Origin of the sequence: Vibrio aphrogenes, assembly GCF_002157735.2 — a bacterium.
In the GTDB taxonomy this organism is placed as follows: domain Bacteria; phylum Pseudomonadota; class Gammaproteobacteria; order Enterobacterales; family Vibrionaceae; genus Vibrio; species Vibrio aphrogenes.
Window position 1 is genome coordinate 776389 of record NZ_AP018690.1, and the last position, 12993, is coordinate 789381.

At 43.7% G+C, this 12993-nt stretch carries 11 protein-coding genes; 1 reads left to right on the top strand and 10 read right to left on the bottom strand.

Annotated elements, in window-relative coordinates; all coding sequences use genetic code 11:
• Positions 1–163: 163 nt before the first annotated feature.
• From yiaY to VCA1004_RS14705, 8 genes are all read right to left on the bottom strand, one after another.
• A complete protein-coding gene (gene yiaY, locus VCA1004_RS14670) occupies positions 164–1309 on the bottom strand; it encodes an L-threonine dehydrogenase (RefSeq protein WP_086981176.1) in 1146 nt (381 codons plus the stop codon).
• A 233-nt stretch (positions 1310–1542) separates the two neighbouring features.
• A complete protein-coding gene (locus tag VCA1004_RS14675) occupies positions 1543–2409 on the bottom strand; it encodes a mechanosensitive ion channel domain-containing protein (protein ID WP_086981177.1) in 867 nt (288 codons plus the stop codon).
• Between the two features lie 273 nt (positions 2410–2682).
• The gene (gene urtE / locus VCA1004_RS14680) at positions 2683–3378 is read right to left on the bottom strand and encodes an urea ABC transporter ATP-binding subunit UrtE (protein WP_086981178.1); all 696 of its coding nucleotides are present in this window, start codon (positions 3376–3378) and stop codon (positions 2683–2685) included.
• A 2-nt stretch (positions 3379–3380) separates the two neighbouring features.
• Positions 3381–4223, bottom strand: coding sequence for an urea ABC transporter ATP-binding protein UrtD (gene urtD / locus VCA1004_RS14685; RefSeq protein ID WP_408646927.1), 843 nt, complete (start codon positions 4221–4223; stop codon positions 3381–3383).
• Between the two features lie 17 nt (positions 4224–4240).
• On the bottom strand, positions 4241–5380 hold the full coding sequence (gene urtC / locus VCA1004_RS14690) for an urea ABC transporter permease subunit UrtC (protein WP_086981404.1): 1140 nt from the start codon (positions 5378–5380) through the stop codon (positions 4241–4243).
• A 90-nt stretch (positions 5381–5470) separates the two neighbouring features.
• Positions 5471–7093: an urea ABC transporter permease subunit UrtB gene (gene urtB, locus VCA1004_RS14695; RefSeq protein ID WP_408646913.1), complete on the bottom strand. Its 1623-nt coding sequence runs from the start codon at positions 7091–7093 to the stop codon at positions 5471–5473.
• A gap of 92 nt (positions 7094–7185) precedes the next feature.
• A complete protein-coding gene (gene urtA, locus VCA1004_RS14700; RefSeq protein ID WP_179949589.1) occupies positions 7186–8490 on the bottom strand; it encodes an urea ABC transporter substrate-binding protein in 1305 nt (434 codons plus the stop codon).
• A gap of 242 nt (positions 8491–8732) precedes the next feature.
• Positions 8733–9596 (bottom strand): LysR family transcriptional regulator, encoded by an 864-nt coding sequence (locus VCA1004_RS14705; RefSeq protein WP_086981180.1) that lies wholly within the window; start codon positions 9594–9596, stop codon positions 8733–8735.
• A 178-nt stretch (positions 9597–9774) separates the two neighbouring features.
• Here VCA1004_RS14705 and VCA1004_RS14710 point away from each other — a divergent pair, with 178 nt between their 5' ends.
• Positions 9775–10611 carry a bifunctional allantoicase/(S)-ureidoglycine aminohydrolase gene (locus VCA1004_RS14710; protein ID WP_086981181.1) on the top strand — a complete coding sequence of 279 codons (837 nt, stop codon included), beginning with the start codon at positions 9775–9777 and terminating at the stop codon, positions 10609–10611.
• Positions 10612–10873: 262 nt separating this feature from the next.
• Here the strand turns inward: VCA1004_RS14710 and VCA1004_RS14715 are convergent, their stop codons facing one another.
• Both VCA1004_RS14715 and VCA1004_RS14720 read right to left on the bottom strand, forming a co-directional pair.
• Positions 10874–12310, bottom strand: a complete 1437-nt coding sequence (locus VCA1004_RS14715) for a sensor histidine kinase (RefSeq protein ID WP_086981182.1) — start codon at positions 12308–12310, stop codon at positions 10874–10876.
• Entirely contained in the window at positions 12310–12987 is a 678-nt protein-coding gene (locus VCA1004_RS14720) for a response regulator transcription factor (RefSeq protein WP_086981183.1), read from the bottom strand. Before VCA1004_RS14720 ends, VCA1004_RS14715 begins: the two co-directional genes overlap by 1 nt.
• Between the last annotated feature and the right edge of the window lie 6 nt (positions 12988–12993).

The window sequence follows — 12993 nt, forward strand, 5'->3', positions numbered from 1 at the left end:
AACAACTCCTTTGATAATTGCCTGGTATAAGTTCTCTTTACCAGTAAGCAACTATCATGCCTGATAATTGAATCGTGCTACTGGTCGATACCAGTGAAATAAAAAAACCGCCACCAAATTCACTTCGGCAGCGGTCTTTTTATCGGATGCGCTGATGAGTGAATTACATCGCTTGAGTAAAGATCTCTACGATTTCTTCATGCGTACCTTGTTTTGGGTTAGTAAAGCCACACGCATCTTTTAACGCATTGGTTGCCAATGTCGCTAGATCCTCTTCTTTCGCGCCAAGTTCACGTAAACCAGAAGGAATATTGACATCTTTAGATAGCTGTTGAATCAATTCAATCGCTGCCTCTGCACCTTGTTCTGCGGTCATGTTTTCAACATCAGCACCTAATGCTTTAGCAACATCACGTAGACGCTCTGGGCAAACTTGTGCGTTATAACGTTGAACATGAGGTAGAAGAACCGCATTACAAACACCGTGTGGTAGGTCATAGAAACCACCTAGCTGGTGCGCCATGGCATGCACATAACCCAATGAAGCATTGTTAAACGCCATACCCGCCATAAATTGGGCATACGCCATGTTTTCACGAGCTTCTAAGTTTTCGCCGTTTGCAACCACTTCACGTAGGTTACTTTGGATCATTTCCATGGCTTTGATCGCCACCGCATCAGTCACAGGTGTAGCTGCTGTAGACACATACGCTTCAACGGCGTGAGTTAAGGCATCCATACCGGTTGCGGCAGTCAATGAAGCTGGCATCGCTAACATCAATTTAGGATCATTCACTGACATGATTGGCGTTGTATTTTTATCAACAATCGCCATTTTAATGTGAGTAACTTCATCAGTAATGATACAGAAACGAGTCATTTCAGACGCGGTACCTGCGGTGGTATTAATCGCAACTAAAGGCATTTGTGGTTTTTTAGACACATCAACACCTTCGTAATCCGCGATATCACCGCCATTAGAAGCCACTAATGCAATACCTTTTGCGCAATCGTGTGGAGAACCGCCACCTAAAGAAATCACGAAATCACACTGATTGTCTTTTAATAAAGTCAATCCAGCTTCGACATTTTTAATGGTTGGGTTAGGTTGAGTGCCATCATACACAACTGTTTCAATATGACGTGCATGCAATAATTCTTCGACTTGCTTAACCATACCGATTTGATTTAGCACTTTGTCTGTCACGATTAAAGCTTTTTTAAAGCCGTGACCTACAATGGTATCTGCCGCTTCAATTAAACAATCTGCACCCATCATATTTACTGCAGGGATAAAAAATGTACTCATACTATCTCCTAAGTCAATTTGACTTTAACTCATTATAATTTAGAACTTTTATTCAATATGCACCTTCTAAAGCGAAATTATATTGACTTAAAACAATTAACCCATAAGTGGTAGTTATGATTAATCAAAAAATATAGGCCTAGATCACAAAAAACAAAGTGACATTTAATGATTCAATAGAGTGAGCCAGTACATCAAACCAGACTCACTCTATGAGTTTTGATAAGTAGTCTTTAGAGCGGCATTTTTGAATCTACATGGACCACGCATTGTTGATAAGGAATATCAATTTGATATTGTTCAAAACTTTCTTTAATCGCTTGTAAAGTATCAAAATGCACTTTCCAATAATCCGCCTTATTCACCCATGGACGGGCAACAATATTGACGGAGCTGGCATTTAAGCTGATCACCCCAATGGTCGGTGCTGGCGTCTTTAAAATACGTTCATCCGCTTGCAAAATATTCTCAATTAGTTGTTTCGCTTGCTGTAAATCGGCTTTATAAGACACACGAATTTCCATATCTACTCGGCGAACAGGATGACGAGACACATTAGTGATCGGCCCTGACATGATCTTACGGTGAGGCACCACCAGCATTTTATTGTCCCCGGTATTTAACACCGTATGGAAAATCTCAATAGATTGAACGGTCCCCGAAACGCCACCTGCCGTAATGAAATCCTTACTTTTAAAAGGGCGAAAAACAACGATTAAAATCCCTGAAGCAAAATTTGATAGCGTGCCTTTTAATGCCATGCCGATGGCTAAACTCACCGACGCCATCACTGCAATCAAAGAAGCCATTTCAATGCCCATTTGATTTAAAGCCGCAATCAAGACCACCAGCATTAAACCATAACGAACAATTGCACCAATAAATTGAATGATTGCAGCATCCATATTCTTGGCTTCAAGGAGTTTAACTACGGTTTGATGCACCGACTTAATCACCCAATGCCCGACCAATAATATCAGCAAGGCTGAGACAATATTAAAGCCATAATGAATGAATAAATCCGAGTGTTCCGACAACCAAGTTGGGAAAATAGAAGGGGATACCGTGTGTTCTACCACAGCATTATTAACGACAGTCATACATCATCCTTTCTGATACCAATCGTCCTCATTATCTGAGCGTCTAATGAGTGTGGTTGGTATTATAAAATACGTCGCCACGAAACGTCCTCTGGCGAAACGCTACCTAATGCGAATATATCGTATTTTTCTATAAGGGGAAGTTTTATTTTTCCTTGATGAATCATTGCTACTGAATGATAGCTATCATCAATAAAAACCCCAGTTTCTCGCCATAATAATGAAGCCAAAAACCGGGGTTGATGAACAAGATGTGAGTAACCAAGCACAGGTTTATACCGTCAAAAATTCCTTGATCAGCTCTTCATTGAGATCTTGCATTGTTCCATTTGCCACCGCTTTACCTCTGTCTAATAGGCAGAACTTATCACCGACTTTACGCGCAAACGGCAATTTTTGTTCCACCAATAAAACGGTCAGGCCATGCTTTTCATTGAGCATACGGATGATATCGCCAATTTCTTGCACAATATTCGGTTGAATTCCTTCTGTGGGTTCATCCAAAATTAGCAAATCAGGTTCGACAACCAACGCTCGGCCAATGGCTAATTGCTGCTGTTGACCACCGGATAAATCGCCACCGCGTCGGTGCAACATTTCTTTTAATACTGGAAAAATCTCGAAAATAAATTCGGGAATGTGTCGATCGCCTCGCTTACGGATTGGCAAACCAATTTCCAAGTTCTCCTGTACCGTTAGCATCGGAAAGATTTGCCGACCTTGCGGCACATAACCAATGCCCAAGTGCGGACGCTGCTCGGTTGACGCTTTAATGATGCTTTGACCTTTAAACACAATATCGCCACTTTTGATGGGATTAAGCCCCATAATGCATTGCAACAAAGTGGTTTTGCCAACGCCATTACGCCCCATTAAAACTGTGCATTTGCCCTTTTCGACTTCCACATCCAAATCCCAAAGAATGTGGCTTTCACCATAAAATTGATTCACCGCTTGAACTTGCAGCATCCTTACTCTCCCAAATACACTTTCTTCACTTGAGGATGAGATTGGATCTGATCCATATTCCCTTCCGCTAACACATGCCCTTGATGCAGCACCGTGACTTGATCAGCTATCGAGCGCACAAATTCCATGTCATGCTCAACCACCACTACCGAATGTTTACCTGCTAACGATTTCAACAATTCAGCAGTGCGATCCATTTCTTGATGCGTCATACCCGCCACCGGTTCATCCACCAATAATAGCTTGGGCTTTTGCATTAACAGCATGCCAATTTCAAGCCACTGCTTTTGTCCGTGTGATAAAGCTCCAGCCAGTAAACTGCGACAGGATTCAAGGCCAATCAGCGACAAGACGCCATCAATTTCATCACTTTGCTCACCCGATAATTTGGCACGAAAAGTCGACCACGCACTGCGCGCACCGGTCATAGCCAGTTCAAGGTTGTGCCATACAGTAAGGCTTTCAAACACCGTCGGTTTTTGGAATTTACGACCAATCCCCGCGTTGGCGATGGCCGCTTCGTCCATAGTTAACAAGTTGGTCTTTGAACCTAACCATACCTGTCCCTGATCCGGACGTGTCTTGCCAGTAATGATGTCCATCATGGTAGTTTTTCCTGCGCCGTTTGGACCTATGATGCATCGCAACTCCCCTTCTTTTATGTACAAATTCAAATCGTTAATGGCTTTGAATCCATCAAATGACACCGATACGCCTTCCATGTACAACATGATGTTATGACGAGTGTCGATCAATGGATGATTAACCGGCTTTAAAAAATCAAAGACTTCATCGCGGCGGGTAAACTTTTCGAAACCTTCACCCACGCGGCGAAATGGTGTCACAACCGAATCTAATGCACTCATGAGTGGGCCTCCTTATTACGTTGAGTAGAGCTTTGAGCTGGACTTTGCAATGAAGCTTGATGATCCGATTTATTGGCCCACCTCTCAGATAACGCCCCCATCACCCCTTTCGGCAAATACATGGTGGATAAGACAAAAATACCACCAAGCGCAAACAGCCATACATCTGGGAACTCAACCGTAAACCAGCTTTTGGCATAATTAATAATAAGAGCGCCGACAATGGCACCAAATAAAGTTGCCCGTCCGCCTAAAGCGACCCACACCACGATTTCAATCGAGTTGATTGGCGCAAATTGCGCAGCACTCGTACTGCCCGCTTGAGTGACATATAACGCACCGGCTATCCCAGCCAGCATTGCCGATAATACAAAGACCCATAACTTAATGCTGTCCACATCATAGCCCGTAAAACGAGTGCGAGGTTCGGCATCACGGATCGCCACCGCGACGCGTCCTAGCCGACTTGAAATCACCAAGCGACAAATCAAATACCCCACAATCAAGGCCGCTATAGTGGTAACGAGCAAGCCGACTTTGGTGGTGTCTTGTTCCAGACTGAAGCCGAGCACATCTTTAAACCCCGTTAAACCGCTGCTGCCACCAAACCCCATTTCATTGCGCGAAAAGGCCAACATCAGAGCGTAAGTCAAAGCTTGCGTCATAATGGAAAGGTACACACCAGAAACTCGTGACCGGAAGGCTAAAAAGCCAAACACAAATGCCAACACGCCCGGTACCAGCATGATCATCAAGGCTGCATATCCAAAGCTATCAAACCCATGCCAGAACCACGGCAATTCTTGCCAGTTGAGCGAGACCATAAAATCTGGGAGCAATGGGTTACCGTAAACCCCTCTATCGCCGATTTCACGAGTGAGGTACATCCCCATCGCATAACCGCCCAGTGCGAAAAATGCGCCATGACCTAGGCTTAAAATGCCTAAGTAACCCCAAATCAAATCTACCGCTAACGCTACAAGCGCATAAGATAAATATTTGCCCATTTGCGTCACGGTAAATGAACTTAAATGTAATGGGTTACCTTCTGGCACCACAAGATTTAGGATCGGAACGACTACCGCCAGCAGCAATAAAAAGATAATAGTGATCTTGCCGCCTTTATCCGACGCCATAAAAGAACGTCGTGCCGCAAAACCAGACGGCGTTGCATTATGTGCTGTTCCATGAATAGATTGAGAAGTCATCACTGTCATACCGCCTCCTTATTCCGCCGCGCGGCCACGTTGAGGAAATAACCCCTTGGGACGCTTTTGAATGAATAGAATGATGAACACTAACACCAGAATTTTCGCCAGTACTGCGCCCGCCCAAGGTTCCAAAATCTTATTGAATAACCCTAAACTTAACCCTGCCACTAAAGTGCCCCACAAGTTGCCCACACCGCCAAACACCACCACCATGAAAGAATCAATGATGTAATTTTGCCCCATGTTCGGGCCCACATTGGTCAGCTGTGATAACGCCACCCCTGCCACTCCAGCAATGCCTGAACCTAAACCAAAAGTCATGGCATCAACACGTTCAGAACGCACGCCCATCGCTCGTGCCATTGCTCGGTTTTGCGATACCGCGCGAACTTGTAGGCCAAGCGGCGTTTTCTTCAAGATGGCGACCAGTGCCAAGAACACCATAAAGCAGAAAAGAATGATGTAGAGGCGATTGTATGTGAGAGACAACATTGGGTTGATATTCAGTGCACCCGCCATCCAATCAGGGGTACTGACTGAGCGGTTTAAAGGAGAAAAAATACTACGTACCGCTTGTTGAAGAATAAGGCTGATACCAAATGTGGCTAATAAGGTTTCCAATGGGCGACCATACAAGCGGCGGATGACGCTGCGCTCAATCACAATGCCCACCAGTCCTGATACCACAAAGGCAGCTGGAATCGACAGCACCAAAGCCAGCCCTATATTGTTCGGCATGATTTGTTGCATTACGTAAGTGGTGTAGGCTCCGATCATGATCAGCTCGCCGTGCGCCATGTTGATCACGCCCATCACGCCAAAGGTAATCGCAAGGCCAATCCCCGCTAATACCAATACCGAGCCTAGACTCAACCCAAAGAAGACGGTTTCGACCCCGCCGTAAAACTGTTGTTTTTGTTGATAATGATTTAACGCCAATTGAGCCGCTTGTTTGACTTCATCTTGCGCATCACTCTGAATTATTTGACTTAAAATCCCGTACACTTCTGATTGTTTCGATTGGCCAATCACCTCAATAGCGGCCATTTTGGCTTGCGCATCATCGCTGGTTTGCACTTGATTCATCGCTAAGGCCAATAAAATGGCATCACGGACATCAGCATCACTCTCATTAGCAAGTTGAACGCGCATTTTTTCAATGGTTTGAGGATGGGGTGACCCTAATAAGCTGTTCACCGCTTGCAAACGAGTGGAGGCTTGCAACCCACTGATATCCATTCGTGCAATCACATCACGAATCTCAGAACGTAGAGAGTTGTTGGTGCGAACTTTAGAAAAATCACGGGGGTTATCTATGGTCACATTTTGAGCATCAAATAAGGCCGTCGCCGTTTGACCTGATTTCAATGAGGAGATAACAAATAAGGCCTCATCAGATTTTCGATAATAAAGATCGCCTTCCAACCAAGGCGTTAAAATATTTTTGGCTTGTTCGGTATCAGAAGATTGAGATAACCACTCAATCGCACCTTTCTTATCGCTGCTTTTTTTTGACAGCAACGCGCTTTTTACGTCCGATAATGATTGAATATCAGCCGCTACCGACAACGAAGCCCAGCCAACCAAACACATCATCATGCTCATCAATAAAAAGCTTTTTACTGGTTTTATAATCATTCTCTCATCCATGGCAGAAATTGAATCTGAATCCTTTCAAATCGCCCACCTTACCGACCGTTGAGATCCATAAGGTGAGCACTTGAACTAAGTTACTCTTTTACCTCACCTAAACATGTCTTCGTCTCGGTGTTGTAACTGCCACACATAACCGGCTTAGTCCAATCAGAGATCAGGTTAGCCGAGCTCGGTAAGAAATCAGACCAAGCATCGCCTTTTACTTCTTTTTCCGTCTCCCACACCACATCAAATTGACCATTATCTTGGATCTCACCAATCACGACTGGTTTAGTAATGTGATGGTTAGCTAGCATGGTGGCGGTACCACCAGTGAGGTTTGGCGTCGATAAACCAATGATGGCTTCGCTGACTTTATCGGTATCGGTCGTGCCAGCTTTTTCAACCGCTTTTACCCATAAGTTAAAGCCGATATACGTCGCTTCCATAGGGTCGTTAGTCACGCGCTTGTCATCTTTAATGTACTTATGCCATGTATCGATAAACGTCTCGTTTGCTGCTGAATCCACACTCATAAAGTAGTTCCACGCCGCTAAATGACCGACTAAAGCCGATGTGTCCATACCAGAAAGCTCTTCTTCACCTACAGAGAATGCAATTACTGGAATGTCTTCCGATGACACCCCTTGCGCGGCTAACTCTTTATAGAAAGGCACGTTAGCATCACCGTTGATGGTTGAAACCACCGCGGTTTTCTTACCTTCTGAACCGAACTTTTTGATGTTAGAGACAATCGACTGCCAATCAGAATGACCAAATGGAGTGTAATTCACCATTACGTCAGACTCTGCCACACCTTTGCTTTTTAAGTATGCCGCTAAAATTTTGTTGGTAGTGCGCGGGTAAACATAATCGGTACCCGCAAGCACAAAACGTTTCACGCCAAGTTCATTGATAAGATAATCCACCGCTGGGATCGCTTGTTGGTTTGGCGCAGCACCCGTGTAGAAAATGTTTTTCGAAGACTCTTGGCCTTCATATTGGACGGGGTAAAACAAGATGCTATTGTCTTGCTCAAACACAGGCAACATGGCTTTGCGCGATGCCGATGTCCAACCGCCAAATGTCACCGCCACTTTATCTTTTTCAATCAACTCACGCGCTTTTTCCGCATACATCGGCCAGTTAGACGCAGGATCAACCACTACAGGCTCAAGCTGTTTACCTAATACACCGCCTTTCTTATTTTGTTCTTCAATCAACATTAAAACGGTGTCTTTTAACGTGGTTTCGCTGATTGCCATGGTGCCAGAGAGCGAGTGTAAAACACCCACTTTAATGGTATCGGCCGCCTGAACACTAAAAGCACAGGCAGAAATGGCCGCACTAGTGGCAAGCCATTTCAAACGAGTTTTGAGGGTTTTTCTATTGCTTTGCATACATATCGCTCCTTGATAAATATCTCATTGATTAGGTCAATAAACTCAATGAGCAAAGAGCGTGCCAAATAAATAAGCAATTGATTTAAAATAGATTAACTATCTTGGTGCACTCTGCGAGCCTGAGCTTGCTCAATCATAGTGCGCAAAAGTTAACCTTCTCACTAAAATAGTGATCTCACTCGAATAGAGACTGAGAGCGCTGCAACCTTGCACTAAATCAGGGAAAGGTGATATCTCCGTTACATGGCATAAATTTGGTCACAAGTGGCAATTAACTCTTCAGCTAATAACTTACCTTGCTGGCTAAGCTGTGGCTGGGCATGCAAAATCAGCTCTAGTGGAGCAATCGCCGGTAGGCCGTCTTGTTCGGTTAAGACTTGATGTAAAGGCGTGACTAATCGAGAAGGTAATAAAGAGATCCCCAAGCCCGCTTCAACAGCGCACCCCACCCCCATTAAACTGGAAGTAATGTAGGACATTCGCCAATGCTTCCCTAGCGAATCAAAAGTATGTGCCATTTCACTGCGGTATAAGCCCGTACTCGGCAAGCCCACTAAAGGGATTGTTTGTTTAGATAAATTATCCACCGACTTACCATCAATCCAACTTAATGGTTCAGACCAACTTGCGATCCCCATGGCTTGCTCTGGGCGATGTTTGACTAGCGCTAATTCCAACTCACCTTGATTAAATTGCTGCCAGATCTCGCTGCACATTCCACTTTTCACTTCTAAGCGAACTTCCGGAAAAGCTTGGGCAAAGCGCGATAATGTCGGCATCAATTCTTGAGTAGCAAAATCTTCTGGCACTCCGAGTTTTATCGGTCTTTGTTCCGCACTACTGACGGTTTCAGCAATCGCATCTTCCATCATCGCCAAAATTCGCCGTGCATACGCCACAATCCGCTCACCTTCTAATGTCGGTGTCGCATAACGCTTTTTACGCACCAATAAGTCGCAGCCAAGCTGCCCTTCTAATTTGCGAATTTGTTGACTAATAGTAGATTGAGTCAGGTGGGTACTTTCAGCCGCGCGGGTAAAACTGCCCGAATCTATCACCGCGACTAAAGAACGTAACAATACCGGATCTAAGGTGCTATTCATGCTGCGATCGTCCTTGATGCTCTATGGATGAAGACTTCTGATATTAGTGGCTTTTCCACTAGTAGTAATTAAATTATTTAATTTTTCAATTCTAATTGTGAGGTGCATAATCATAGTCATCAAATGGACAAGACACTGATGTATTCCTACTCCAACTCTTGTATGAAGGATCACAAGAATGACGCATAAACACACTTATTATTCGCCACAAGGCGGCCTTCCTCCGCAGACGCAATTATTGTCAGATCGTGCAGTACTCACTGACGCTTACGCCATTATTCCTAAAGGCGTCTACAGCGACATCGTTACTAGCTTTCTTCCTTTTTGGCAAGGCATGCGCATGTGGGTAATTGCCCGCCCATTAAGTGGTTTTTCTGAAACGTTTTCACAATATATCGTTGAAATTGAACCCCAAGGTGGCTCGGACCGACCAGAGCTCGACCCGGCGGCGCAAGGCGTTCTATTTGTCGTAGCAGGCGAAATGGATCTCACCATTGAAGGTAAGCCTTATCATTTAACCGAAGGGGGTTATGCTTATCTCCCACCAGAATGTCATTGGACCGTGCATAACAACGGTGAACAAGCGGTGAAGTTTCATTGGGTACGTAAAGCCTACCAATACGTTGAAGGTTTAGAAGTACCAGAAGCGTTTGTCACCAATGAAAATGATATTGAGCCAATCCCAATGCCGGACACCGATGATGCTTGGGCAACCACTCGTTTTGTGGATTCCACCGATATGCGTCATGACATGCACGTCAATATTGTGACGTTCCAACCGGGTGGCGTGATCCCATTTGATGAAACTCATGTAATGGAGCACGGTTTGTATGTCCTTGAAGGCAAAGCGGTGTATCACTTGAACCAACAATGGGTTGAAGTGGAAGCCGGCGATTTCATGTGGTTACGCGCTTTCTGCCCACAATCTTGCTACGCAGGCGGCCCAGGCCCATTCCGTTATTTATTATATAAAGACGTCAATCGCCACATGCCGTTTATTCGTCCAAAGAACTGATCGGCAGTTGAGGTTAATAAGAAAAAAGCCTAGCAACATCAATCTTGCTAGGCTTTTGCGATATCGCAATCAAAGGTAGGGTACTTAACCTTTTTTAAGTACCCTTCGATTATTCATCAATAACCAACAAAGAAAAACTGAACAACTTCTGCTTTTTTCTTTCCTCTATTAATCTCAATCAGTCTATTTTATCTCTGTTACTTGATCTTATCTCTATCACTTGATCTTATCTCATCACTTAGCTTAACCATCAACCCAATTTCTAAGCCGTTTCTAGCACCTTCAAAGGCTGAATTGAAAAGCAAATCTGTCGGCTTTCAACCTCATAATTCACGTCTAGTTGATAATGATTCAAACGACAAAGATTATTAACAATCGATAAGCCTAAGCCATAACGGTCATTGGATGTTCGAGATTGATCGGCTTGATACAGTGGCTCCAATAAATGCGTCATATCCTTGTCGGTTAACGCAACCGCTACCTGATTGGCAACCGCAACAACTAAACCGGTTGATTGCAGCTCAACAGACACCCGTACCATAGAATCACTCGGGCTATAAAAAAGCGCATTATCCAGTAAATTAGTCAGTATCGTTTGTAAGGAGAAAGCATCGCCAATAACCTGAGTAACATCCATTTCAATTAGAATTCGAGCCTGCGCTTTTGCAAATTTAAAGGAGAGATCGTCAATAACCTCCTCAACCAATTGCGGCAAATCGATGACGTTGTGCTCAATGACCAGCATCGATGAAGACGTTCGCTGCAACAGCAACAAATTATCGACAATCGTCTTCATTCTTTGCGCAATTTTCAGCATATCTTGCTTATAGGTTTGACCAATTCGCTCATCGTTTGGGTAACGGATATACACCTCACTCAAACTCATGATTTCGGCAATCGGCGTTTTCAGTTCGTGTGCAATATCTCCAGTAAGCCGTTGTTCATTTTGCAAAAATAACTGATTGGCTTTAATAAAGGCGTTGAGCTCTTTACGTATTGGTTCGATTTCTTCAACCTTCTGCTCCGGCTCAGGAATTTCAGCCGTGGTATTTTGAGCAATATCGATATGTTTGATACTGTCATTCATCACCAATAATGGTTGCAACCCCTTATCGACAATACGTATCGCGATATAACGCATGACTAAAATTGAAAGAAAAAAGGTCACTACTAACAACATATCTAATAAGACCAACATCCGCTCTAACGAATGAGTTGACTGATATAAAGCCAGATATGCGGGATGCTCATGCGTGCTCGACAGTTGCTCAGATTCTGGTAAAAAATAGGAAAGAAAAGCTCGGCCTTCTTCCCCATTTGGTAAAATCACATCCACAAATTGATACGTATTTAACGGTAATGAGACGTTTAATAGATTGGTATCAGGGTAAGGAGATAACGAGGCGGAACGTTTAAAACTATGATCTTTAAACCATAATTGATAATAGTGACGATCGTCGTTATCTTGTATTTCAGACAACATCGCATCATCAAAACTCAAGCGATCATTTGAAACCTTAACTAAAGATTTCATATAGTTGGCTTTATTTAGCAGAGATTTATCAAATTGATTATCCACCCAGCTATCCAAACTGAGATCGATAAATAAATAAATGGCGAAAATAATGATGGCGAAAACCACCGAAATAGAATTGACTAAATTGCGTTTAATCGAAGTGGTTCGTGCTTTGAGCGCCATTACTTCACCTCTTCAACAAAATAACCAAAACCCCGCTTATTTTTGACTGGTAATACTCCACCGACGGCCTTGGCTTTTTTACGCACAGAGGATAAATGTGACTCAATGGTATTTTTAGATAAATAATCGAAGGTTCCAACCACGGCCTCGCTGATCATTTCAACATTTACCACTCGCCCTTTGGCCGAGAAAAGACACTCGATGATTTTAAATTCATTACGCGTCAGTTCAATCTCTTGTTCTTGATAGCGAAAACTCATGGTCTCCAAATCAAGACAAAAACCGCCAATGGTTTGTCGGTTACCTTGTTGATGCAAGGCGCCACGACGCATAATCGCTAAAATACGTGCATGTAATTCTTCAAATGAAAAGGGCTTGGTAAGATAGTCATCCGCCCCCTGCATCAGACCATCAATTTTATCTTGTGGTAAGGTTTTCGCCGACAAAATCAATACCCGGCTTTGAATCCCTTGCTGACGCAGTGTGCGCAAAATGCTCATGCCATCGACATTAGGTAACATTAAATCCAAGATAATCAAATCATAATGATGACTCAACGCCATACTCAAGCCAACCGAGCCATCCCCTGCTTCATCAAGAGTAAACCCAAGATTATTTAAACCTACCACTAGGCTCCGACGTAGTGCTTCGGAATCTTCAATGATCAATAATTTCATCTGCGA

What these genes read in the sequence shown, in the direction of transcription:
- yiaY (WP_086981176.1), bottom strand. Translation starts at nt 1,309, where the DNA reads ATGAGTACATTTTTTATCCCTGCAGTAAATATGATGGGTGCAGATTGT.
- VCA1004_RS14675 (WP_086981177.1), bottom strand. Translation starts at nt 2,409, where the DNA reads ATGACTGTCGTTAATAATGCTGTGGTAGAACACACGGTATCCCCTTCT.
- urtE (WP_086981178.1), bottom strand. Translation starts at nt 3,378, where the DNA reads ATGCTGCAAGTTCAAGCGGTGAATCAATTTTATGGTGAAAGCCACATT.
- urtC (WP_086981404.1), bottom strand. Translation starts at nt 5,380, where the DNA reads ATGGCGTCGGATAAAGGCGGCAAGATCACTATTATCTTTTTATTGCTG.
- urtB (WP_408646913.1), bottom strand. Translation starts at nt 7,093, where the DNA reads ATGATTATAAAACCAGTAAAAAGCTTTTTATTGATGAGCATGATGATG.
- urtA (WP_179949589.1), bottom strand. Translation starts at nt 8,490, where the DNA reads ATGCAAAGCAATAGAAAAACCCTCAAAACTCGTTTGAAATGGCTTGCC.
- VCA1004_RS14705 (WP_086981180.1), bottom strand. Translation starts at nt 9,596, where the DNA reads ATGAATAGCACCTTAGATCCGGTATTGTTACGTTCTTTAGTCGCGGTG.
- VCA1004_RS14710 (WP_086981181.1), top strand. Translation starts at nt 9,775, where the DNA reads ATGACGCATAAACACACTTATTATTCGCCACAAGGCGGCCTTCCTCCG.
- VCA1004_RS14715 (WP_086981182.1), bottom strand. Translation starts at nt 12,310, where the DNA reads ATGGCGCTCAAAGCACGAACCACTTCGATTAAACGCAATTTAGTCAAT.
- VCA1004_RS14720 (WP_086981183.1), bottom strand. Translation starts at nt 12,987, where the DNA reads ATGAAATTATTGATCATTGAAGATTCCGAAGCACTACGTCGGAGCCTA.